The 23,283-nt window shown below is 72.2% G+C and carries 19 protein-coding genes; 12 read left to right on the top strand and 7 right to left on the bottom strand.

From position 1 onward, the window contains the following. Positions 1-338 precede the first annotated feature (338 nt). The 3 genes from ACIRPK_RS08570 (at position 339) to ACIRPK_RS08580 (ending at position 3,649) form a co-directional block, all read left to right on the top strand. On the top strand, positions 339-1,772 hold the full coding sequence (locus tag ACIRPK_RS08570) for a hypothetical protein (protein ID WP_403034861.1): 1,434 nt from the start codon (positions 339-341) through the stop codon (positions 1,770-1,772). Positions 1,773-1,824: 52 nt separating this feature from the next. Then, the gene (locus tag ACIRPK_RS08575; RefSeq protein ID WP_403034864.1) at positions 1,825-2,346 is read left to right on the top strand and encodes a GtrA family protein; all 522 of its coding nucleotides are present in this window, start codon (positions 1,825-1,827) and stop codon (positions 2,344-2,346) included. A 133-nt stretch (positions 2,347-2,479) separates the two neighbouring features. Further along, on the top strand, positions 2,480-3,649 hold the full coding sequence (locus tag ACIRPK_RS08580; RefSeq protein WP_403034867.1) for an ROK family protein: 1,170 nt from the start codon (positions 2,480-2,482) through the stop codon (positions 3,647-3,649). A 341-nt stretch (positions 3,650-3,990) separates the two neighbouring features. Here ACIRPK_RS08580 and ACIRPK_RS08585 read toward each other — a convergent pair whose 3' ends face one another. Further along, complete coding sequence (locus tag ACIRPK_RS08585; RefSeq protein ID WP_403034869.1) at positions 3,991-5,025, bottom strand: DUF3533 domain-containing protein; 1,035 nt, start codon at positions 5,023-5,025, stop codon at positions 3,991-3,993. Between the two features lie 98 nt (positions 5,026-5,123). On the opposite strand from ACIRPK_RS08585, the gene ACIRPK_RS08590 reads away from it, so the two are divergent. Both ACIRPK_RS08590 and ACIRPK_RS08595 read left to right on the top strand, forming a co-directional pair. Then, positions 5,124-5,597 (top strand): MarR family winged helix-turn-helix transcriptional regulator, encoded by a 474-nt coding sequence (locus ACIRPK_RS08590; RefSeq protein ID WP_403034872.1) that lies wholly within the window; start codon positions 5,124-5,126, stop codon positions 5,595-5,597. 83 nt (positions 5,598-5,680) lie between these two features. Further along, on the top strand, positions 5,681-7,234 hold the full coding sequence (locus ACIRPK_RS08595) for an MDR family MFS transporter (RefSeq protein ID WP_403034874.1): 1,554 nt from the start codon (positions 5,681-5,683) through the stop codon (positions 7,232-7,234). A 61-nt stretch (positions 7,235-7,295) separates the two neighbouring features. On the opposite strand, the gene ACIRPK_RS08600 is transcribed toward ACIRPK_RS08595, so the two are convergent. Together ACIRPK_RS08600 and ACIRPK_RS08605 are read right to left on the bottom strand one after the other, a co-directional pair. Further along, positions 7,296-7,535, bottom strand: a complete 240-nt coding sequence (locus ACIRPK_RS08600) for a hypothetical protein (RefSeq protein WP_403034877.1) — start codon at positions 7,533-7,535, stop codon at positions 7,296-7,298. Between the two features lie 19 nt (positions 7,536-7,554). After that, positions 7,555-8,724: an anion permease gene (locus ACIRPK_RS08605; protein WP_403034880.1), complete on the bottom strand. Its 1,170-nt coding sequence runs from the start codon at positions 8,722-8,724 to the stop codon at positions 7,555-7,557. Between the two features lie 359 nt (positions 8,725-9,083). Here ACIRPK_RS08605 and ACIRPK_RS08610 point away from each other — a divergent pair, with 359 nt between their 5' ends. Further along, positions 9,084-10,580, top strand: coding sequence for an NlpC/P60 family protein (locus ACIRPK_RS08610; protein WP_403034883.1), 1,497 nt, complete (start codon positions 9,084-9,086; stop codon positions 10,578-10,580). A gap of 13 nt (positions 10,581-10,593) precedes the next feature. Here ACIRPK_RS08610 and ACIRPK_RS08615 read toward each other — a convergent pair whose 3' ends face one another. The 4 genes from ACIRPK_RS08615 to ACIRPK_RS08630 all read right to left on the bottom strand — a co-directional run bounded on the left by ACIRPK_RS08615 (position 10,594) and on the right by ACIRPK_RS08630 (position 17,463). Continuing rightward, a complete protein-coding gene (locus tag ACIRPK_RS08615) occupies positions 10,594-11,898 on the bottom strand; it encodes an ion channel protein (protein ID WP_403034886.1) in 1,305 nt (434 codons plus the stop codon). A gap of 121 nt (positions 11,899-12,019) precedes the next feature. Next, positions 12,020-14,302 carry an FdhF/YdeP family oxidoreductase gene (locus ACIRPK_RS08620; protein ID WP_403034888.1) on the bottom strand — a complete coding sequence of 761 codons (2,283 nt, stop codon included), beginning with the start codon at positions 14,300-14,302 and terminating at the stop codon, positions 12,020-12,022. 219 nt (positions 14,303-14,521) lie between these two features. Continuing rightward, positions 14,522-16,537 (bottom strand): FAD/NAD(P)-binding protein, encoded by a 2,016-nt coding sequence (locus tag ACIRPK_RS08625; protein ID WP_403034891.1) that lies wholly within the window; start codon positions 16,535-16,537, stop codon positions 14,522-14,524. Beyond that, positions 16,534-17,463 carry an amino acid ABC transporter permease gene (locus ACIRPK_RS08630; protein ID WP_403034894.1) on the bottom strand — a complete coding sequence of 310 codons (930 nt, stop codon included), beginning with the start codon at positions 17,461-17,463 and terminating at the stop codon, positions 16,534-16,536. The genes ACIRPK_RS08625 and ACIRPK_RS08630 overlap by 4 nt, the downstream gene beginning before the upstream one ends. A 433-nt stretch (positions 17,464-17,896) precedes the next feature. On the opposite strand from ACIRPK_RS08630, the gene ACIRPK_RS08635 reads away from it, so the two are divergent. The 6 genes from ACIRPK_RS08635 to ACIRPK_RS08660 are packed head-to-tail and all read left to right on the top strand — an operon-like array spanning position 17,897 to position 23,242. Further along, the gene (locus ACIRPK_RS08635) at positions 17,897-19,048 is read left to right on the top strand and encodes an LLM class flavin-dependent oxidoreductase (RefSeq protein ID WP_403034897.1); all 1,152 of its coding nucleotides are present in this window, start codon (positions 17,897-17,899) and stop codon (positions 19,046-19,048) included. Beyond that, on the top strand, positions 19,045-19,554 hold the full coding sequence (locus tag ACIRPK_RS08640) for a GNAT family N-acetyltransferase (protein WP_403034900.1): 510 nt from the start codon (positions 19,045-19,047) through the stop codon (positions 19,552-19,554). Before ACIRPK_RS08635 ends, ACIRPK_RS08640 begins: the two co-directional genes overlap by 4 nt. Next, entirely contained in the window at positions 19,551-20,483 is a 933-nt protein-coding gene (locus ACIRPK_RS08645; protein ID WP_403034903.1) for an ABC transporter substrate-binding protein, read from the top strand. Before ACIRPK_RS08640 ends, ACIRPK_RS08645 begins: the two co-directional genes overlap by 4 nt. Positions 20,484-20,491: 8 nt before the next feature. Then, positions 20,492-21,460 (top strand): amino acid ABC transporter permease, encoded by a 969-nt coding sequence (locus tag ACIRPK_RS08650; RefSeq protein WP_403034906.1) that lies wholly within the window; start codon positions 20,492-20,494, stop codon positions 21,458-21,460. An 11-nt stretch (positions 21,461-21,471) separates the two neighbouring features. After that, complete coding sequence (locus ACIRPK_RS08655) at positions 21,472-22,224, top strand: amino acid ABC transporter ATP-binding protein (protein WP_403035150.1); 753 nt, start codon at positions 21,472-21,474, stop codon at positions 22,222-22,224. A 34-nt stretch (positions 22,225-22,258) separates the two neighbouring features. Then, positions 22,259-23,242, top strand: a complete 984-nt coding sequence (locus tag ACIRPK_RS08660; protein WP_403034909.1) for an ABC transporter substrate-binding protein — start codon at positions 22,259-22,261, stop codon at positions 23,240-23,242. Positions 23,243-23,283 lie beyond the last annotated feature (41 nt).

The following is a 23,283-nucleotide window of genomic DNA, read 5'->3' on the forward strand; positions in this document are numbered from 1 at the left end:
CCAAAGGCCGGCGTCGCCCGCGCGGCGGAGCCGCACAACAGCAGGGCCCCGAGCCCCTGACTGCCGCAGCGTCTGGCGGAAGGCCGGGGTTGCCCACGGGTGCCTGCCAGTGGGTGAGACGGTGGTTGTGTGACGGGGTGTCATGGCGGGAGCATGGGGCCATGACCCGTCACGCACACCTGAGCCGTCGACTTGATGTCGATCTGGCCCATGCGTGTTCGGCGATCTGTTGCCGCGCCTGTTGAGCGCGGTGCCTCCTGCCCGGCTGACGCCGGGCTGTCTCTCGTCCTGCCGGGCGGAGTGCACCCCTGTGTCCACTCTCCTCCGACGGGAATCCCATGCGTCTGCGCACTCGCGCCGCCGTGCTCGCCACGGCTGCCCTCCTGCTGACCGGCCTCACCCCGGCGCATGCCGCCGAACCGTACGGCCCGCTGCCGCCCGCCAACCCGTTCGCGGGGCCGGCCGGCACGGCCACCATGCACGGGGACACCGGTTCGTCCGACGCCACCCCGCTGCCGGGGCCGGGTGCGGGCGGCATCCGGTCCAGCCGGACGGCGTTGCAGTCCGCCTGCCCGACCGTGCTGGTCGGGTCGGACGGCTACCCGGTCGCGCTCTGCACGGAGATCTTCGGGCTGGCCCCGACGGTCCACCTGCTGGACCCGGCGACCAGCGGGTCGGTGGCCGAACTGACGCTGGCCAAGGGCTCGTTGCTCGGCGGCGTGTACGCCTACCTGGACCACCGGGACCGGCTGGTCGCGGTGGACGGCAACCAGGACCTGCTGCGGATCGGCCACCGCAGGACCGCGAACGGCGGCTGGGAGCTGTACGTCGACTCCCGGCTGCCGCTCGCGGGGGCGGTCCCGGCCGGGGACGCCGTCACCGGGCTGTCGCCGGACTGGCAGGGCCGGGTCTGGTTCGCCACCGGTGCCGGGGTGGTCGGCACCGCCGACGACCGGACCGGCGCGGTCCGCACCCTCGCCCTGCCGGCCGGTGAGCGGGTGGCCAACTCGATCTCCACCGCCCCGTCCGGGACGGCCGTGGCCACCACCCACGCCACCTACCTGCTGACCGCGTCCGCCGACGGCACGCCGCAGGTGAGCTGGCGTCAGCCGTACGACCGGGGGCCGGGGCGCAAGCCCGGGCAGCTCAGCTGGGGGACCGGCTCCACCCCGACCTTCTTCGGGCCCACCACCGGCACCGACTACCTGACCGTGGTGGACAACGCCGCGCCCACGGTGAACCTGCTGGTCTACCGGGCCGGCTCCGGGGAGCAGGTCTGCTCGGTGCCGGTGCTCAGGGCGGGCGGCAGCGGCAGCGAGAACTCGCCGGTGGCGGTCGGCAACGCAGTCTTCGTGGCGAGCACCTACGGCTACCCGTACCCGAAGCTGCCGGAGGACGCCGGGCCGAGCGTGCCGTCCTCGGACAGCTACCGGGGCGGGCTGAGCCGGGTGGACGTCCGGGCGGACGGGTCGGGCTGCGACCTGGTGTGGGACAACCGGACCAGGTCGGCCGCCGTGCCGAGGCTGTCCACCGCCGACGGGCTGCTCCGTACGGTGCTGCGCAACCCGGTGATCCCCGGCACCGACGCCACCTCGGTGCTGGACCCGTATGCGTACGCCGAGATCGACCCGGCCACCGGCCGGACGGTGCGGACGGCCTTCCTCGGGGCGGGCTTCATCTTCGACACGCTGCAGATGGTGGGCAGCATCGCGCCCGGAAGGGTGGTGCTGCAGGGCACCACCACGGGCGTGCTGCGGATCACCGCCGGCTGACGCGCGGGGCGGTCGCGGGCGGAACCGGACAGGGCCGTGCGAAACTGCCGAAATGCCGTCACCTACGCAACGGGTGCTGTCCCGGGTCCCGCTGCGGCTCCGGCCGTTCCTGGTCCGGCACCGCAAGCCGGTGAAGTTCTTGCTGGTGGGCGGGACGTGCTTCCTGCTCACGATGGTCCTCAACTTCGGGTTGCGGCACACCCTGTTCCAGGAGAAGCCGGTGGTCGCGCTGACCGTCGCGACCGTGGTCGCGACGGTCGTCTCCTACGTGCTGAACCGGCAGTGGTCGTTCCGGGCGCACGGACGGCAGCGCGAGGCGGTGCTGTACCTGGTGGTCAGCGGGCTGGCGGTGCTGGTGAACGACGCGCCGCTGGTGGTCTCCCGGTACCTGCTCGACCTGCGGGAGCCGCACGTCACCGCGCTCACCGAGGAGGTCGCCGACTTCGTTAGCGGGATGATCGTCGGGACCTTCCTGGCGATGCTCTTCCGGTACTGGGCGATGAACCGGTGGGTGTTCACCCACCGGGCCGACCTGCGGCCCGCCGAGCGGTCCCCGGCGGAGGCCGGCCGGTGACGGTGGGTCAGCCGCCGCCGGGGGCCGTTCAGGGTGTGGACGTACGGACCGTTACGCTGCGGATCGTGACCTGGCAGGACCAGCACGGACAGGGGGTGGGCCGGTGCGGGCCGGACCGGCGAGTCAGCAGGGGATGCGATGGGCCAACCTGGCCCTGGTGCTCGGGGAGATCGCGGCCGGGCCGTGCTCCCGGGCGGCGGTGGCCGGGGCGACCGGGCTGACCAGGGCGGCGGTCTCCTCGTTGGTCGAGGAGCTGTTGGCGGCCGGGCTGCTGACCGAGGCCGGGCCCACCGCGCCGAACGGCCGGGTCGGACGGCCCGGCAGCGAGTTGACGCTCAATCCGGACGGGCCGGCCGGGATCGGCGGCGAGATCGGGGTCGAGCACCTGGCCGCGTGCGTGGTCGACCTCCGGGGCGAGGTGCGGAGCTGGCACCGGTTGGAGATCGCCAACCGGGGCCGCAGCCCGGCCGCCGTCCTGGCCGACCTGGCCGAACTGCTCTGCCGGGCGGCCGAGCAGGCCGGGCTGCGGCCCGCCGGCCTGACGCTGGCCGTGCCCGGACTGGTCGGCGCGTCGAGCGGGGTGGTCGTGGGTGCGGCCAACCTGGGGTGGAGCGAGGTGCCCGTCGCAGCCGAGCTGCGGTCCGCCCTGCGGGCCGCCGGGGCCGCCGAGCTGGCGGCGCTGCCGATCGAGGTCGACAACGAGGCCAACCTGGGCGGCCTGGCCGAACTCTGGCTGGCGGGGCGCCCGGACGACTTCTGCCACCTCTCGGCCGAGGCCGGGATCGGTGCGGCGATCGTGATCGGCGGCCGGCTGCTGCGCGGCGCCCGGGGCTTCGCGGGCGAACTGGGCCACCTCACGGTCTGGCCGGACGGCCCGCCCTGTCCCTGCGGCGCCCGGGGCTGCCTGGAGCAGTACGCGGGCGAGACCGCCGTCCTGCGGGCGGCCGGCCTGGAGGGCGTCCGGGGCGACTGGGTCGCGCTGCTCGCGGAGCAGGCGGCCGCCGGGGATCCGGAGGTGCTGGCCGCCCTGGCGGGCGCCGGCTCGGCGCTCGGGATCGCGGCGGCCGGGGCGGTCAACCTGCTCGACCCGCAGGCCGTGGTGCTCGGCGGTGGCTACGCGGAGCTGGGCGACTGGCTGCTCCCCACCATGCGGGCCGAACTCACCGCCCGGGTCACCGTCCGCCCCTGGAACGAGAACTGGCTCTCCGTCTCCCCCCTCGGCCGCCGGGGCCCCCTGCTCGGCGCCGCGGTCGGCGTCGTCCGCCGCATCATCGCCAACCCCGGCGCCCACGCCGGCCCCTGACGTCGACCCTTTTGGCAGGTGCTTCAGCTCTACGGTCAGGGGCTCGGGGAACTGCGACGCCAGCCTCGTTCAAGGTGATCGTCGCGTAGGTGGTCAGGCACTTTCGCAGTGACCCGCACGCCAGATCTCCTCGCAGTTCCCCGAGCCCCTGGGTAGTCGACGGCTGGGCGCCTGCCTACGGCGCAGCCCCGAGCTCTTGGGTAGTTGACGGCTGGGCGCCTGCCTACGGCGCAGTCCCGAGCTCTTGGGTAGTTGACGGCTGGGCGCCTGCCTACGGCGCAGCCCCCGAGTCCGTGGGTAGTTGACGGCTGGGCGCCTGCCGAAAGCGCAGCCCCCGGGTGCTAGGCCGTCATCTGTTCGCGGCCGTAGCGGGGGCGCCGGATCACAGCTGCCATGGTGACGGCGACGCCGACCACGGCCCAGGCGGCGAGGACGAGCAGGGGGACGAGGATGTTGGTGCCGCCGAAGTAGGCGATGGAGCGGGCCACGTCGGTGCCGGCCCCGTTCGGGATCCAGGCACCGATCGCGCGCCAGAACGCGGGCATCATCGGCGGCGGGAACACCCCACCCGCACTCGGGTTGCCGAGCACCACGAAGATCAGCACCGCCAGCCCGATCCCGACCACGTCGAAGAGGCACTCCAGGGCCATGGTGATCGCCCCGACCGCGAACACCACCAGCGTGCCCAGCCCGAGCAGCCCCCAGCTGGAACCGGGCAGTGCGCCCAGCACCGGGCCGATGATGACCGCTCCGCCGATGCCCGCCGCGACGGAGTAGAGCGCCAGTGAGGCGAGCCGGATCACCGCGCGGCTGGGGTTGGCGGGCCGGGAGCCCGCGCTGATGCCGAGGATGGAGGCGACCAGGTAGCCGCCGACGCACCAGCCGACCACCAGGTAGAAGGAGGAGAGGCCCTCCGCGTCGCCCTTGGCGAGCGGCAGCACGTCCTCGACCACGACCGTCCGCCCCTGGCTCTTGTCGACGGCGGTGACGATGGTCTCCGCGGCCGTGGCGGCGGCCGGGCCGCGGGCGTCGGCGACCAGCAGGGTGTCCTGGGTGCCGGCCGGGTCGACGAGCCAGGCGGCGTAGATCTTCTGGTCCTTGATCCGGGCGATCGCGTCCGCCCGGTCGGTCGCGGTGGTGGCGCGGACCGCGTTGTCCGGGACCGACTCCAGGGCGCCGACCAGCTCTGGGCTCACCTGGGGCGGGGCGACCACGGCGATCGACAGCTCGTGCGGGGTCGGGTGGTGCAGGGCACCGACGTACGAGGTGATGAACCCGAGCTGCAGCAGCAGCACCGCGATCACCAACAGGGCGGCGCGCGGGGTGACCGCGTCCTTGACTTCCGCGAGGAATCCCTGGCGGCCCGGGTCGGCCATCGAAGCTCTCCTTAGAACGCAAGCAAGGGCAAAACGGATACTTCATATCATGAAACAGTTGCCGATCAACGGAGGCTCGACTGCGGGATACTGACGCCATGACTGAGCGGGCAGCTGACCACCGGACCGCCGAGCAGGCGTTGACCGCCGTGGAGCGCGAGGTGGCCGTGCTGTTCCGGCGCGGCCGGGCCAGGGCGGCCGAGATGTCCCGGCAGGTGCACCCGGCGCTGGAGGGCGTGGCGTACAGCATGCTGGGCTTCATCCAGGAGCGCGGTCAGGTCCGGCTGACCGACATCGGCCTGCACTTCGGGGTGGGCAAGGCCACCATCAGCCGGCAGGTCAAGGTGCTGGAGGAGCTGGAGCTGGTCGCCCGGGAGACCGACCCGCTGGACCGGCGCTCCTCGCTGGTGTCGCTCACCCCCGACGGCGAGGCCCGCTACCTGGCCGCCCGGAGCGGCCGGCTGGGCCGGTTCCGGGACATGCTGGGCAGCTGGGACAGTGCCGACGTGGCCCAACTCGCCGATCTTCTCCAGCGGTTCAACGACGCGATCGGCGAGCCCAAGCCGAGCTGAGCCCACCGCCTGATTGTTGCCTTTGTCAACCATCTCGTCTTATGGTTGCCAAAGGCAACAAAAATCCAGGCCGAAGGACCCGCATGACCACAACTTCAGACCCCGCCCCGATGACCCACCGTCAGGTCCTCGAAGCCCTCTCCGGGCTGCTGCTCGGCCTCTTCGTGGCGGTGCTCTCGTCGACCGTCGTCGCGAACGCGCTGCCGCACATCCTCACCGACCTGCACGGCGGCCAGACCGCCTACACCTGGGTGGTCACCGCCGCACTGCTCTCGCTCACCGCCGCCACCCCGATCTGGGGCAAGCTCTCCGACCTGGTCAGCCGGAAACTGCTGGTCCAGATCGCGCTGGTGATCTACATCGTCTCCTCCGCGCTGGCCGGTCTGTCGCAGAACGCCGGCCAGCTGATCGCCTGCCGGGTGCTCCAGGGCATCGGGGCCGGCGGGGTCACCGCGCTGGCGCAGATCTGCCTGGCCGCCATGGTGCCGCCGCGCGAACGGGGCCGCTACAGCGGCTACTTCGGGGCGGTCTTCGCCCTGGCCACCATCGGCGGGCCGCTGATCGGCGGCGTGGTGGTGGACACCAGCTGGCTGGGCTGGCGGTGGTGCTTCTACCTGGGCATCCCGTTCTCGCTGATCGCCATCGTGGTGCTGCAGCGGACCCTGCGGCTGCCGGTGGTGCAGCGCAAGGTGAAGATCGACTACCTCGGCGCGGTACTGATCACCGCCTCGGTCAGCCTGCTGATGATCTGGATCTCGCTGGCCGGCGACAGCTACCCCTGGCTCTCCTGGCAGACCCTGGTGATGGTCGGCGGCGGGCTCGGGCTGGCCGTCCTGTTCGTGCCGGCCGAGCGCCGGGCGGCCGAGCCGATCGTCCCGATGGACCTGTTCCGCCACCGCACGGTGACGCTGGCCGCGATCGCCAGCGTGCTGGTCGGGGTCGGGATGTACGGCTCGACCACCTTCCTCAGCCAGTACTTCCAGCTGGCCCGGCAGGAGTCGCCGACCATGGCCGGGCTGCTCACCCTGCCGATGATCCTCGGCCTGGCGGTCTCCTCCACCGTGGCGGGCCGGCTGATCACCCGGTACGGCCGCTGGAAGGCGTACCTGGTGGCCGGGACCGGACTGCTCGCGGTCGGCTTCGCGCTGCTCGGCACCGTCCGGGACGACACCCCGTACGCGGTGCTGGCGGTGGCCATGGCGGTCACCGGGATCGGCCTCGGGCTGACCATGCAGAACCTGGTGCTGGCCGTGCAGAACACCGTGCCCCGGCACGAGCTCGGCACCGCCAGCTCGACGGTGACCTTCTTCCGGACGATGGGCGGGGCGATGGGCGTCTCGGCGCTCGGCGCGCTGCTCTCGCACCAGGTCACCCGGCACCTGACGGAGGGTCTGACCGCCGCCAACCTGCCGACCGCCGCGGCCGGCGGCGGCATCCCGGATCTGAAGACGCTGCCCGCGCAGGTGGTCCCGCTGGTCACCGACGCGTTCGGGCGCGGGGTCGCCACGGTCTTCCTGATCGCCGCGCCGCTCGCGCTGCTCGCGTTCCTGGTGGTGCTGCTGATCCGCGAGGTGCCGCTGCGCACCGCCCGGGACGAGGCCCCGGCCGGGCAGCCGCGCGAGCTCGCGCTCGACTGACCCCGGACGTGCCGCTGCCCTCCCCGTTGGCGGACGGGGAGGGCAGCGGTGTGTCCGGGTCCTAGCCGGCGATCAGGTAGAGGCCGTAGCCGACCACCGAGGCGCAGGCGGCGAAGCAGACCGAGGCCCCGGCCAGGGCCAGGTTGGCGGTCCCCGCTCCGGCGGTGCCGCCCTCCTGGGCCGCCTCGCGGCGGGACAGCGCCATGATGCCGAGGGCGAAGACCGCGACGGTGGCGACGGTGACCACGAAGCTGACACCGGCGGTCTCGGCCAGGGCGGCCCACTTGATGCTCATGCTCATGGGAGGAAGCCTTCCGGGCTCAGGCCGCGACGGTGGTCGACGCGGGGGTGGGGGCCGGGGTCTGCGGGAGCTCGACCGGGGTGACGTCGGTGTCGTTGACGTTGTCGGCGTGCACCGGCCGGCGGCGGGAGAGCATCCACATCGCGCCGGAACCGATCACCAGGGCGGCGCCGACCAGCAGGACGCCCCAGGTGCCCTTGTCCGCGACGAAGGCGGCCAGGCCGGCCACGGTGGCGGCGGCGGGCAGGGTCAGGCCCCAGGTGTAGAGCATCCGGCGGGCCATGCTCCAGTGCACCTCGGCCTTCGGGCCGCCGAGACCGGCGCCCATGATGCCGCCCGAGACGACCTGGGTGGTGGAGAGGCCGTAGCCCATGTGCGACGAGGTCAGGATCACCGTGGTGGCGGCCGCCTCGGCGGCGAAGCCCTGCGGCGCCTGGATGTCGGTGAGGCCCTTGCCCATCGAGCGGATGATCCGCCAGCCGCCCATGTAGGTGCCGATCGCGATCGCCGCACCGGCGCTGACGATGACCCAGGTGGGGGGCAGCGCGCCCTTCGGCAGCGCCCCGACCGAGACCAGCGCCAGGGTGATGATGCCCATGGTCTTCTGCGCGTCGTTGGTGCCGTGCGCCAGCGAGACCAGCGAGGCCGAGGCGATCTGACCCGCCTTGAAGCCCTTGTTGGTGGTGGCCTCACGGCCGTTCCGGGTGATCCGGTACGCCAGCTTGGTGGCGCCCCAGGCGGCCAGGCCGGCCACGATCGGGGAGGCCACGGCGGGGATCAGGATCTTGGAGACGACGACGCCGAAGTTCACGCCGTTCAGCCCGACCCCGACCACGGTGGCGCCGATCAGGCCGCCGTACAGCGCGTGCGAGGAGCTGGAGGGGAGGCCCTTCAACCAGGTCAGCAGGTTCCACAGGATCGCGCCGACCAGGGCGGCGAAGATGATCGCCGGTTGCAGACCGGTCTTCTCGTTGACGATGCCGCCGGAGATCGTGGTGGCGACCTTCACGGAGAGGAAGGCGCCGGCGAAGTTGAGGACCGCAGCGATGGTGACCGCGACCTTCGGGCGGAGGGCTCCCGTGGCGATGGAGGTGGCCATCGCGTTGGCGGTGTCGTGGAAGCCGTTGGTGAAGTCGAAGGCGAGCGCCGTGATGATCACAACGGCCACCAGGAACGTGATGTGTTCCATAACCCAAACAATCGTCGTAGTTGTCGGACTGACGCTGGTGTCACCGGCGACGGTAGGGAGGGTTGGTGAACGGAAGGTGAACTGGGCCGGGAGTTGAGGTTCCGATGGTGTCGCCGAGGTTGCCGGAACCCTTCCGAAGTGTGGAGCCGTGGCCACTGACCAGCCGATTTGAGAGGCAAGGTCCGGTTTGGTGACGGTTTGTTGAGAGCTGTCTCACATCCAATCTGAAGTTGAGCTGAGAATTCATCGGGTGGCCGGGTAACCCCCTGTCTCGAGCCGGGTGGTGCGTGGCAGGATCAAGCCCGAATTGCCTGGCCGCACGGCGGGCCGGGCTCGGGGACGACGGGGAGGGCGAGCAGATGCGCGCTGGGGTGCGGACGACGGAGAACGGCGTGCGGCCCTGGGTGCGAGCCGCCCTGCGCTGCGGGGCGGTGCTGGCCCTGGCCGCGCTCGCGTTCGGCACGGCGGGGACGGCGTTCGCCGCTCCCCAGCCCCCGGTCTCGGTCGCCCCCGGCGCCGACCCGCTGGCCCAGGCCAAGGCCACCCTCGGCCCGATGCTGGACCGGCTGCACGAGCTGTACCGGGAGGCCGAGGCGGCCACCGAGCAGTACAACGGGACGGTCGCCAAGCTCGCCACCCAGCAGACCACCGTCGCCGACCTGAAGGTCCGGCTGGAGCACCAGCAGGCCGCGGTGGACGCCGGCGGCGACCTGGCGTCCCAGCTGGCCGCCGCCCAGTACCGGAACGGCAACGCGTCCGACCTGGCCGAGCTGCTGCTCACCGACTCGCCGTACGAGGCGGCGGTGGTGGCCGAGCTGCTGAACACCGCCTCGCGCTCGCAGAGCGAGTTCCTGGACCGGCTGAAGGCCGACCGGGCCACCCTGACGGTGCTTCAGCAGCTGGCCGAGGCGACCCTTGCCCAGGCCCAGGCGCTGGCCGTCCAGCAGGAGGCCGGCAAGGCCGACGTGGCCAAGCGGCTGGCCGAGGTCGAGCAGATGGTCAGCTCGCTGACCGGGGCGCAGCGCAGCGAGCTGGAGCAGTTGGAGACGAACCGGGCGGACGAGGCGCAGCTGGCCTTCCTCGCCTCGGGCGCGCTGGGCAAGGGGGAGCGCACGCCCTCGCAGGCCGGGCGCAAGGCGGTCGCCTTCGCGCTGGCCCAGCTCGGCAAGGACTACCTCTGGGGCGGTACCGGGCCGGACAAGTTCGACTGCTCCGGACTCACCTCGCAGGCCTGGCTGGCCGCCGGGCTGAACATCCCCCGGGTCAGCCAGGACCAGTGGTCCGAGCTGACCAAGGTGCCGCTGAACCAGCTCCGCCCCGGTGACCTGGTGGTCTACTACGCCGGTGCGACCCACATCGCGATGTACATCGGCGGCGGCCTGGTGGTGCAGGCGCCGCGCACCGGCTCGGTGATCAAGGTCTCGCCGATCGGGGCGATGCCGATCCTCGGCGCGGTCCGGCCGGACCCGCAGGCGGTCTCGGACGACCCGGGCGGCAGCTGGAAAGTGCCCGAACTGCCCAAGGGGGCGGACGCGGTGACCCCGATCCAGCCGGCCAAGCCGGAGAACCTGCCCACGCCCCCGGTGACCGCACCGCCGACCACCCCGACCACCCCGACCGCACCGGTCACGCCGCCGGTCACCACCTCGCCGACCGGCACGCCGCCGGTCACGCCCCCCGTCACCACCTCGCCGACCGGTACGCCGTCCGGCGGCACGTCCTCGCCGGGCACCGGGACGGGCACGCCGACGGGCTCCGGCACGCCGACCGGCTCGGAGTCGGGCTCCGCGTCCGCCTCGGTCTCCGGTTCGACGAACCCGAAGGAGAACGAGGGCTCGCCGGGCACGACCGGCTGACGCGCGTCCGGCGTTACGCCGGTACGGCCCCGGGCTCGGGCTCGTCGCTCGCGAGCAGCAGCTCGGGGCGGCCGGTGACGATCAGCCAGGCCGGCAGTGCCGCGACGCAGAGCAGCGGGAGCAGCGCCAGGTCGGGCACGATGGCCCCGGCGGTGAACAGGCTGAGCCAGCCCTGCCGGGTGACCGCGAACAGCACGCCGAGGACGGCGCAGGACACCGCGAGGGCGGGCGGCACCGAGGGGATCAGCGCGCTGACGGCGAAGCCGAGCGCGACCGCGGCGAAGACGGCGGGGAAGATCCGGCCGCCCCGGAAGCCCGAGCCCGAGGCCACCACCAGCGCGAGCAGCTTCAGCACGGCCATCCCGAGCAGGTTCCAGAAGCCGTGGTGCGAGTAGTCGAGGGCCAGCTCCTTGACCTGGTCCAGCCCCTTGAACAGGGTGAGCTCGCCACCGAGCGCGCCCAGGGCGCCGAGCGTCAGCCCGCCGACGGTGAGCATCGCGACCGGGTGCGGGATCTGCCGGAACGCCCGGTGCACCAGCGGGAAGACGTAGACCGCGGTCATCCCGAACGCCGCCGCGACCGCGCCGACCAGCAGGGCCCAGAGCACGTCGACCACGCGGGTGCCGGGATAGCCGGGGACCTTGATCACGAAGTCGTTGCCGACCAGCAGCAGGGTGGTCATCGACCCGGTGACGGCGGCGATCAGCGGGGCGAACAGCCGGTCCCAGAGCGCCCCGGGCCCCGGCATCTCGGAGAGGATCAGCGCCGCCGCGAGCGGGGTGCCGAAGAGCGCGCCGACGGTGCCGGCGGCGGCCAGGGCGACCCACAGGGCCGGCCCGGCCGAGGGCATGAAACGCCGTCCGAGCCAGTACGCCAACGCGATGTTGACCATGGTGATCGGATTCTCCGGCCCCAGGCTGACACCCCCGGCGAGGGCCAGGACGGTGGCCACGATCAGCCCGGGCAGCACGTACGGCGGCACCGGCGGGTCGACCAGGCCGGTGGTGGCCGGGTCCGGTCCGGCGTGACCGGGCGCCCGCCACACGGTCAGGCCGACGGCGGCACCGGTCACGGTGAGGACCAGCAGGATCCACCACGGGCCGAAGCCGTCGATGTCGAGGCCGTCCGGGATGATCTCCCAGAGCAGGTTCTCCAGCCGCCCGGCGACCTTGCTGATCGCGATCAGCGTGAGGCCGGCGCCGATGCCGGTGAGGATGGCCGGGAGGATCAGCGGGAGCAGCCGGGCGGCCGGGGTGGGCGGCCCCTGGGTGAGGTCGCGGGGGTCGGCACTGCCGGGCTGCGGGACGGTGTCGGCCATGGCGCGGGTACCTCCGGCGGTGGGGGTGAGCTGGTGTCAGATTAGGTGCAGATCAGACAAATCAGTCACTCGCGGGCCGGAGTGTCGGCCGACGGACCTGACGGTCGGTCGGCCGGCGGGATCAGCCGGTGCTGTCGGGCTCGAACCGGATCACCACGGCCTTGGAGGTCGGGGTGTTGCTGATCTCGGCGGTGGAGTCCAGCGGGACCAGCACGTTGGTCTCCGGGTAGTACGCGGCGGCGCCGCCCCGGGCCACCGGGTAGTGCACCACCTGGAAGTGCGGGGCCCGGCGCTCGGTGCCGTCCACCCACTCGCTGACCAGGTCGACGTACCCGCCCGCGGTCAGGCCCAGCTCGGCGGCGTCGGCCGGGTTGACCATGACCACCCGGCGGCCGCCGGTGATGCCCCGGTAGCGGTCGTCCAGGCCGTAGACGGTGGTGTTGTACTGGTCGTGCGAACGCAGCGTCTGGAGCAGCAGCCGCCCGGCGGGTACCTCGGGGGCGGTCAGTCGGTTGACCGTGAAGTTGGCCTTGCCGGTGGCGGTCGGGAAGGTCCGGCTGTCGCGCGGGCCGTGCGGCAGGGCGAAGCCGCCCGGGCGGCGGACCTTGGCGTTGAAGTCGTCGAAGCCGGGTACCACCCGGGAGATCCGGTCCCGGATGCTGTCGTAGTCCTCGGCGAACCGCTCCCACGGCACGTCGTTCGCCTCGCCGAGCGCCGCCCGGGCCAGCCGGCAGACGATGGCCACCTCGGACAGCAGCTGCTCGGACGGGGGCTGGAGGCCGCCGCGCGAGGAGTGCACCATGCCCATCGAGTCCTCGACGGTGACGAACTGGGGCCCGACGGCGGTCCGGTCCCGGTCGGTCCGCCCCAGGGTGGGCAGGATCAGTGCCCGGGCACCGGTGATCACGTGCGAGCGGTTCAGCTTGGTGGAGACGTGCACGGTCAGCGCGCAGCGCCGCATCGCGGCCTCGGTCACCTCGGTGTCCGGGGTGGCCGCGACGAAGTTGCCGCCCATCGCGAAGAAGACCTGCACCTTGCCGTCGCGCATGGCCCGGATGGTGTCGACCGAGTCCAGCCCGTGCTCGCGCGGCGGCTCGAAGCCGAACTCCCTGCCCAGGGCGTCCAGGAAGGCGGGGGCGGGGCGCTCGAAGATGCCCATCGTGCGGTCGCCCTGCACGTTGCTGTGCCCGCGCACCGGGCAGACCCCGGCGCCGGGGCGGCCGACGTTGCCGCGCAGCAGCAGGAAGTTGACCACCTCACGGATGGTCGGCACCGAGTGCTTGTGCTGGGTCAGGCCCATCGCCCAACAGACGATCACCTTCCGCGAGGTGAGGGTGAGCTCGGCGAGCTGCTCGATCTGCTCCCAGGGCAGGCCGGTGGCGGCGAGCACCTCGGCGCGGTCGGTGGTGGCCGCCTCGGCGGCGAACTCCTCGTAGCCCAGGCAGTGTTCGGCGACGAAGTCGTGGTCGACTCCGTCCTTCGCGGCCAGGATCAGCTGGTTCAGTGCGCGGAACAGGGCGAGGTCGCCGCCGAGCCGGATCTGCAGGAACAGGTCGGTCAGCTTGGTGCCCGTACCGGCCAGGCCACGGGCGTTCTGCGGGTTCTTGAAGCGCTCGAGCCCGGCCTCCGGCAGCGGGTTGACGCTGACGATCTTCGCGCCGGCCCGCTTGGCCCGCTCCAGCGCGGACAGCATCCGGGGGTGGTTGGTGCCCGGGTTCTGCCCGGCCACGATGATCAGGTCGGCCTGGTACAGGTCCTTCAGGCTGACGCTGCCCTTGCCCACCCCGAGGGTCTCCACCAGCGCCGAACCGGAGGACTCGTGGCACATGTTGGAGCAGTCCGGCAGGTTGTTGGTGCCGAGCTGACGGGCGAACAGCTGGTAGGCGAAGGCGGCCTCGTTGCTGGTCCGGCCCGAGGTGTAGAAGGCGGCGGCGTCGGGGGAGGGCAGCTTCGTGAGCTCCTCGGCGACGATCGCGAAGGCCCGCTCCCAGGAGACCGGGGTGTAGTGCGTCGCACCCGCGTCGAGCAGCATCGGCTCGGTCAGCCGGCCCTGCTGGCCGAGCCAGTAGCCGGACCGATCGGCCAGTTCGGCGACCGGGTGCTCGGCGAAGAACGCGGTGGTGATCCGCCGTTCGGTGGCCTCCTCGGCGACGGCCTTGGCGCCGTTCTCGCAGAACTCGGCGGTATGCGTCCGGCCCGGCTCGGGCCAGGCGCAGCCGGGGCAGTCGAACCCGTCCGGCTGGTTCACCTTCCGCAGGGTGGCCAGGGTCCGCTGGGGGCTCATCTGGTCGTTCGCCATCCGCAGGCTGTGGGCCACGGCTGTGAGACCGGCCGCCGCGTGCTTCGGATCGGTGACCTCGGCCCGGTCCTGCGCCGGGTCGCTCTGCGGCGCCTGCTTCGCCATGACAGCCCTACTTCCTTGTACGGGGTGTGCCTCACCTTACGCAGGACACCAGGCTGCCCTGTCCAAGGGCTCGGAGCTCGCTCTGGGCAGGCGCTCGGGCATCTACGGTCAGGGGTTCGGGGCTGCACTGTTGGCAGGTGCTCAGCGGTCTACTACCCAGGGGCTCGGGGAACTGCGAGGAGATCTGGCGTTCGGGTCACTGCGAAAGTGCCTGACCGCCTACCCACGTGTGACCTTTTCCGAGGCCGGCGTCGCAGTTCCCCGAGCCCCTGGCGCCGTGGGCGGCTGAGCAGTTCCCCGAGCCCCTGACTCTTCTGAGGCGTCTGCCAGGAGGTCGGGGTCGCCCACGCGGCGGAGCCGCACATCAGCGGGGTCGTCCGCCAGGAGGGTGAGGAGGTTGCGGGCGGCGGTGTCGTTCTGGCGGAAGCCCGGGGCGTTGGTGCGGGGGCGGGCGAAGGCGGTGTAGGCGCGGCCGTTGGTGTGCGGGCCGAGGGCGGTGCGGCGGGGGTGCGGGGCGTTGCCGAGGGTGGGGTCGAGCACGCGGCCGTCGGTCAGCGAGACGGTCAGCAGGCCGGACTCCTCCAGGAGTTCGCCGTTGCGGGCGAGGGCGCGCAGGACCGGGTCCTCGGTGCGGGAGAGCACGTGCTTGGGCAGGTAGCCCTCGATCAGGGCGGTGGCGTGGACCCGGTGGCCGGGGGTGGTGGGGCTGGTGGCGACGAAGGTGCCGGTGGACTCGTCCGGTTCGACCCGCAGGTCGGCGCCGAGGAAGCGGACGACGCCGGCCTCGGAGAGGGCGAGCAGCTGGCGGAGCCGGAAGCCCGGCGGCCCGGAGGCGAGGAAGCTGAAGAAGCCGAACCACCAGCCGTCGAGTTCGGTGGCGACCGAGTCGGCGGTGAGCCGGCCGGTGGCCATGATCCGGGGGAGCTGGCCGTAGAGCGAGAGCAGGGCGAGGAAGGCCCCCAGGTCGGCGCTGTGCGCGGGGTCGGCCCGGCGGTCGGCGTCGGCGGTGATGTGGTCGCGCAGGTGCTGCTGGAGGGCGTCGGGGGTGAGGCGGAGGCCGGTGAGCGGGTGGTCGAGCGCCTCGAAGTCGAGCCGGTCGGCCGGATCGGGGACGGACCGCGCCACCAGGGCGGCCAGCTCGGGTGTGTACCAGTCCAGCCGGTCGTAGTCGTCCAGGAAGTCGGCCCAGGGCAGCTCGACCCGCTCCGGATGGGCGTGGAACAGCTCGTGGTAGTGCCCGAAGCCGATCTCCTTGGCCATCAACGGCCAGAAGTCCCGACGCAGTTCGAGCGGTCCGGGGTTGGCCAGCACCCGGTCGACGGCGGCGGCGTCGAAGTACCGGGGCAGCGGGGCGGGCGGGCCCTGGAGCCGGTAGCCGGTCTTGGAGTGGTAGGGCACGCCGCGCCGGGAGCCGACGTGGATCACCGGTTCGCGGCCGGACGGGAGGTAGCGCAGGGCGAGCCCGTCCGGCGCCGGGACGAACCGGCCGCCCCGGCCCTCGGTGAGCATCGCGACCAGGTCGACGAAGGCCAGCCCGAAGCCGCGCAGCACCAGCTGCTCGCCGGGGGCGAGGCCGGAGAGGTCGACGTCCGAGGAGAAGGCGGGCGGCAGGTGGAACCGGCCGTGCCGGGCGGCGAACGCGGCCAGGTCGTGGTGCCGGGGGTCGGGGGCGGCGCCGAGGTGACCGAGAGTCAGCACCACCTGGTCGGCGACCAGCACGCCGTCGGAGAGCTGGACCAGCTGCGCCCCGTGCGGCGGGCCGCTGACCGACCGGGCGGTGTCCCGGTGCACGGTGACCGTGACGTGCGGGGGCAGCTCGGCCACCGCACGCCGGAACACCCAGTCCAGGTAGGCGCTCTGGGCCCGCCGGGTGGGGAAGTCGGTCGGCGCCAGCGAGCGCAGTTCGGCCCGGACGGCCGGGTCGGCGACGGGTTGGTACGGGGCGAACTCCTCGGGCCGGGCCGCCCATTCGGCCAGCGAGGGGCCGGGGCGGACCGGGCCCTCGACGGTGGCGGACTCGTCGGTGAACATCGTGACGTCCTCCGCCATCGAGTTCATCCGCAGCAGCGGGGACTGGTCGTACCGCCAGATCCGGCCGCCGCCGGGCGGGTACGGGTCGACCAAGTGGATCTCCAACGGCCTTTCGGGCGGCAGCAGTTCGGCCGCACTGGCGGCGATCCGCTCCAGCAGACCGGTGCCGCGCGGCCCCGCCCCGATGATCGCCAGGGTGCTCAACGGGCCACCCCCGTACGGGCGAAGAGGGCCCGGGCGCGCTGCAGCGGGGTCGGCGGCAGCGGGCCTCGGGTGGCGCCCCTGGCGTAGTACCGCTCCAGGTAGTACTGGCCGACCGAGAGCACGCTGGTCACCGCGACGTACCAGACGGTGGCGACCAGCAGCAGCGGGATCACCTGATAGGTCTGGTTGTAGATCAACTGGGCCGAGTGGAGCAGGTCCTGGACCGCCAGCACGCTGACGATGCTGGTGCCCTTGAGGGTGCCGATCAGCATGTTCCCTGCGGTCGGCACGATCGAGCGCATCGCCTGCGGGACCACGATCCGGCGCAGCACCCGGGCCCGGCGGAGGCCGAGCGACTGGGCCGCCTCCAACTGGCCCTGGTCCACCGAGAGGATGCCGCCGCGCACCACCTCGGCGGCGTACGCGGCCTCGTGCAGGGTCAGGCCGATCACGGCGGTCAGGGTCGGGCCGAACAGGTCGACCGTCTTCACGGTGAGGAACTCCGGGCCGAACGGCAGGCCCAGGCCGAGGGTCGGGTAGAGCGCGCCGATGTTGAACCAGAACAGCAGCTGGACCAGCAGCGGGGTGGACCGGAAGATCCAGACGAAACCCCAGCTGATGCTCCGCAGCACCGGGTTGTCGGAGAGCCGGAACACCGCGAACACGGTGCCGAGGGCGAAGCCGAGCACCATCACGGCGGCGGTCAGCCAGAGCGTGAGCAGCAGGCCCTGCACGATCGCGGTGGTGGTGAAGTACTGCGCGACCACGTCCCACCCGAACGCCCGGTTGCGCAGGACGGAGTTCAGCACCATCGCCAGGGCCAGCAGGGCGAGCACCGAGGCGACCGTCCGGCCGGGCCGGCGGCGGGCCACGATCGGTGCCTCGTCGGTCTGTTGGCGGGTGGGGGTGGACAGGACTGTGGCCATGGGCCGGCTCCAGACGTGGCTGGGCCGTCACACCGGGCGGCGCCCCTCAACGCGCCCGACCCCCGATCGTAGGCGTGGACGAACGGCAACTGTCAAGAGTGGTCCGTTCCTACTGATAACAGAACATGAAGGAATCGCGGAGAGGTTGACGCCCCGTGAGATCCACTGTTCAACTTCCTCCATGGACCCCGAGCAGCAGCGCCTGGTGACGCGCGGCCACATCGACTTCGGTCGAGTGTGGTCGGCCGCGTGTTGCGCCTGACCCGGTAGTCGCGGCCGTTCCACCGGCCCCTGTCCCACGTCTCTCCCCTTCGCGCCGTCACGCGCCCAGCGCCCCTCGCGCTCCCCTTCCCACCCCAGCGCCCAGCCGCACCGTCGGCCTGCCCGGGCGCCGCTGCCCCCTGCTCGCCGCACGACCGAAAGGCCCTTCGCCATGCCCGTCGAATTCCTCGGCATCGCCGCCACCGGTGACGGCTCGGAGACCACCACCCGCACCACCGCCGCCTTCGACCGCGAGTACACCCTGCGGCTGGCCCGGGCGCACGAGGAGTACGGCTGGGACCGGGTGCTGTTCGCCTACGGCTCCGGCTCGCCCGACCCGGCCCCGGCCGCCGCGTTCCTGGCGAGCAAGCTGGACACGCTGCAGATCCTGCTGGCGCACCGGCCGAACGTGTCCTACCCGACCTACGCCGCCAAGACCTTCGCCACCCTGGACCAGATCAGCGACGGCCGGCTGACGGTGCACTTCATCACCGGCGGCAGCGACCGCGAGCAGGGGCGGGAGGGCGACTTCCTGACCAAGGACCAGCGCTACGCCCGCACCCGGGAGTACATCGCGCTGGTGAAGAAGATCTGGACCACCCGGGAGCGGTTCGACCACGAGGGCGAGTTCTACCGGTTCGAGGACTTCGTCTCGGACGTCTTCCCGGTTCAAGAGCCGCGCCCGGACGTCTCGTTCGGCGGCTCCTCGCCCGCCGCCTACGCGGCCGGCGGTGCCGAGGCGGACATCTACTGCCTCTGGGGCGAGCCGCTGGCCCGGACCGCCGAGCAGATCGAGCGGGTCCGGCAGGCGGCCAAGGACGCCGGGCGGACCGACACCCCGAGGATCCAGGTGGCGTTCCGGCCGATCATCGCGCCGACCGAGGAACTGGCCTGGGAGAAGGCGCACCGCACCGTCGACCTGATCAAATCCCGGGTCGGGGGCGGCGAGCTGCTGCCCCGGGCGAAGGGCGCGGACGGCGGCTGGGCGCCGGAGAACACCGGCTCGCAGCGACTGCTGGAGATCGCCGCCGCCGGGGAGCGCTACGACCGCGCGCTGTGGACCCCGACCGCCGCCGCGACCGGCGGCGCGGGCAACTCCAACGCGCTGGTCGGCACGCCGGAGACGGTCGCCCAGGCGCTGCTGGACTACTACGACCTCGGCGTGGACATCCTGTCGGCCCGGGGCTACCACCTGCTGGACGACGCCATCGACTTCGGCCGGTACGTGATCCCGATCGTCCGCGAGGAGGTCGCCAAGCGGGACGCCGCCAAGGCGGCAGCCCGGGAGCGGGACCGGCACCAGCTGATCGCCCTGCAGGCATGAGCGGCGCGCTGCTGGAGGTCCGCCGGGTCACCCTGGCCGACCCGCTCACCGAGCCGCTGGTCCGCGAGCTCACCCACGAGTACGTCACCCGGTACGGCCCCGGCGGCCACCAGGAGATGAGCCGGTTCCCGGACAGCGAGTTCGAGGCCCCGGACGGCGCGCTGCTGCTCCTGCTGGCGGACGGCGAACCGGTGGCGGGCGGCGCGTACCGCCGCTACGACGAGCGGACCGCCGAGCTCAAGCGGATGTGGACGCACTCGGCGCACCGTCGGCGCGGCCTGGCCCGCCGGGTGCTGGCCGAGCTGGAACTCGCCGCCGAGGCGGCCGGCTACCGCCGGATCCACCTCACCACCGGCCCGCGCCAGCCCGAGGCCAAGGGCCTCTACCTGGCCACGGGTTACACCCCGCTGTTCGACCTGGACCGCGACCCGGCGATCTTCGCCCCGCTGCCCTTCGAGAAGCACCTCCCGTTCCGGCACCTCCCCCGAAAGGCCCCGACCCCGTGAGACGCGCACCCGCACTGCTGACCGCCGCCGCCCTGCTGGTGCTCACCGCCGCCTGCGGCTCGGGTACCGGCAAGTCGCCCGGCCCGGCCGGGAGTTCCGCGCTGGCGGCGGCGGCCCAGGACGTGGTCTCGACCGTACCGAAGTCGGACAAGGCGGCCGCGCTGCTCCCCGAGGAGACCCGGAAGGCCGGGCGGCTGAAGCTCGGCGGCTCCTCCGGCACCCCGCCGAGCGCGTTCTACCCGGACCCGGCGGTGAAGAAGGCGGCCGGGATCGACGTGGACTTCACCGACGCGGTGGCCAAGGTGCTCGGCCTCACCATCGAGCGCGAGGAGGCGGCCTTCGAGACCATCCTGCCCGCGCTGGACAGCGGCAAGTACGACCTCGGCACCGGCAACTTCGGTGTCACCACGGCCCGGTTGAAGACGATCGACTTCGTCACCTACATCAACGACGGCCAGGGCTTCGCGGTGAAGAAGGACAACACCGCCCAGCAACCGGTCAAGGAGATCGCCCAGCTCTGCGGCCTGACCATCGGCACCGGCGTCGGCACCACCTTCGAGACCACGCTGAACTCGAAGAAGAACGTCTGCACCGACGCCGGGAAGAAGGCGTACGAGGTGCGGGCCTACTCCGACACCGGTGCCACCCTGACCAGCCTCCAGCAGGGCAAGGTCGACCTGGTGATGTCCACCATCAACGGCCTACGCTACCAGGAGTCGCAGCCGGCCTCCGGCACCCGGTTCCTGAGCGAGTTCCGCCGGCTCGACGTGGGCTTCGCGTTCAAGAAGGGCTCACCGCTCACCCCGGCCTTCCAGGCGGCGGTCAACCAGCTGATCCAGGACGGCACCTACCGGAAGATCCTGGAGAAGTGGGGCACCACCGGCTCCGCCCTGACCAAGTCCGAGATCAGCCCGCCCGAGCTTCCGTGAGGTCCGTCATGACCACTGTCACCTCCGAGAGACCCGTGGCCGCCGCCGGGCCGGACGAACTGGCCGAGCTGCCGGTGGTCCCGGCCCGGCACCCCTGGCGCTGGCTGGCCGGGGCCGCCGCCGTCGTCGTGGTGGCCCAGTTCGTCCACGGGCTGGCCACCAACCCGGGCTGGGACTGGCCCACCTTCCGGGCCTTCCTGACCACCGACACCATCCTGCGCTCGGTCGGGGTCACCCTCCAACTGACGCTGTACGGAACGGTGCTGGGCTTCCTGGTGGGCGCCGTGGTGGCCTTCCTCCGGCTGTCCAGGAGTCCGATCCTGCAGACCATCGCCTGGGTCTACGTCTGGGCCTTCCGGTCGATCCCGCTGATCGTCCAGCTGGTCTTCTGGTTCAACCTCTCCTACCTCTACAAGCGGTTCGGCATCGGTATCCCGTTCGGCCCGACGGTGCTCAGCTTTGAGACCATGGACCTGCTCGGCGCGCTCGGCGCCGCCGTGCTCGGCCTGGCGCTGCACCAGGCCGCGTACGCCGCCGAGATCATCCGGGCCGGGGTGATCTCGGTGGACGCCGGCCAGCTGGAGGCGGCCGCCGCCCTGGGCATCCCGCGGTTCCGGCAGATCCGCCGGATCGTGCTGCCGCAGGCGATGCGCTCGATCCTGCCGAACGCGGGCAACGAGGTGATCTCGCTGTTCAAGGGCTCCTCGATCGTCTACGTGATGGCGATCGGCGAACTCTTCTACCAGGTCCAGGTGGTCTACGGCCGGACCGGCCGGGTGGTGCCGCTGCTGATGGTGGCCACCGTCTGGTACGTGGTGCTGACCACGCTGCTCTCGTTCGGCCAGTACTACCTGGAGCGGTACTTCGCGCGCGGCTCGCAGCGCACCCCGCCGCCCACCCCGCTGCAACGGGCCCGCGCACTGGTCCGGCAGATCCAGGCCACCCGACTCACCGCGCCCACAGGAGGCACCAGTTGACCGGCACGACGATGGTGGACGTCCGGGGCCTGCACAAGAGCTTCGGCCAGCTGGAGGTGCTGCGCGGAGTGGACCTCCAGGTCGCCGCCGGTTCGGTGACCGTGGTGCTCGGCCCGTCCGGCTCCGGCAAGTCCACGCTGCTGCGGGCCATCAACCACCTGGAGAAGCTGAACCGGGGCTACGTCTCGATCGACGGCGAGCTGATCGGCTACCGCCGTTTCGGCGGCAAGCTGTACGAGCTGAAGGAGCGTGAGGTGCTGCGCCAGCGCACCCACATCGGCTTCGTCTTCCAGAACTTCAACCTGTTCCCGCACCTCACCGTGCTGGAGAACGTCACCGAGGCCCCGATCAGCGCGCTGCGCCGGCCGAAGGCCCAGGCCCGGAAGCAGGCGCTGGAGCTGCTGGCCCGGGTGGGCCTGGCCGACAAGGCGGACGCCTACCCGAGGCAGCTCTCCGGTGGCCAGCAGCAGCGGGTGGCGATCGCCCGGGCGCTGGCCCTGGAGCCCAAGGTGCTGCTCTTCGACGAGCCGACCTCGGCCCTCGACCCGGAGCTGGTCGGCGAGGTGCTGGACGTGATCAAGGACCTGGCCCGCTCCGGCACCACGATGATCGTGGTCACCCACGAGATCGGCTTCGCCCGCGAGGTGGCCGACACGGTGGTCTTCATGGACGGCGGCGTGGTGGTCGAACAGGGCCCGCCGGCCGCCGTGCTGGACGCACCGCAGCACGAGCGCACCCGCGCCTTCCTCTCCAAGGTCCTCTGACCCTCTTTTCCCTTCACCCCTCTGGAGCAACGCCATGTCCCTACCCCGTCGTGCCCTGGTCGCCGCTGCCGCCGGTCTGACCGCCACCCTGCTGCTCACCGCCTGCGGCGGCGAGGCCGCCGCCGACCTGAACGCGGGGAAGGGCAACACCGCGCCGGACGGGACCAAGGTGAACCTGACGGCCGACCAGAAGCGGGTCACCACCGGCAAGGTGGACGCGATCGCCGCACTGGTCCCGGAGGAGATCCGGAAGCGGGGCACCCTGCGGGTGGTCGACTCGCTCGGCACCACCCCGCCGCTGGACTTCTACGCCGACGACAACAAGACGGTGATCGGCGCCGAGCCGGACATCGCCTACCTGGTCGGCGACGTGCTCGGGCTCAAGGTCGAGCTCAACCCGGTCTCCTGGGAGAACATCTTCGTCGGCCTGGACGCCGGCAAGTACGACGCGGGCTTCTCCAACATCACCGTGACGGAGGCCCGGAAGGAGAAGTACGACTTCGCCACCTACCGGCTGGACATCCTCGGCTTCGAGGCGAAGAAGGGGGCCGGCTGGAAGGTCACCGGGCCCAAGGACGTGGCCGGGCACACCATCGCGGTGGCCTCCGGCACCAACCAGGAGAAGCTGCTGATCGGCTGGAACGAGGAGAACCTGCGGAACGGTCTGAAGCCGGTCGACATCAAGTACTTCCAGAACTCCGCCGACTACTACCTGGCGCTCGGCTCGGGCCGGATCGACGCCTACCTCGGCCCCAACCCGACCGCCGCCTTCCACGTCGCGCAGACCGGTGAGACCGAGATCATCGGCACCTACTCGGGCGCAGGCGCGGACGTCCTCGGCAAGATCGCCGCCACCACCAAGAAGGACAACGGCCTGGTCAAGGCCCTGCACGAGGCCATCGGGGAGATCGTCAAGAACGGCACGTACGGCCAGGTGCTCAAGCGCTGGGGGCTGGAGAACGAGGCCGTGCAGACTCCCGAGCTGAACCCGCCCGGCCTGCCGAAGCCCAAGGCGTAGCCCGTCGTTCCCCTCCCGGTCGCCGTCGTGTGGTGGACTCT

Source organism: Kitasatospora sp. NPDC101801 (assembly GCF_044766665.1).
Classification (GTDB): Bacteria; Actinomycetota; Actinomycetes; order Streptomycetales; family Streptomycetaceae; genus Kitasatospora.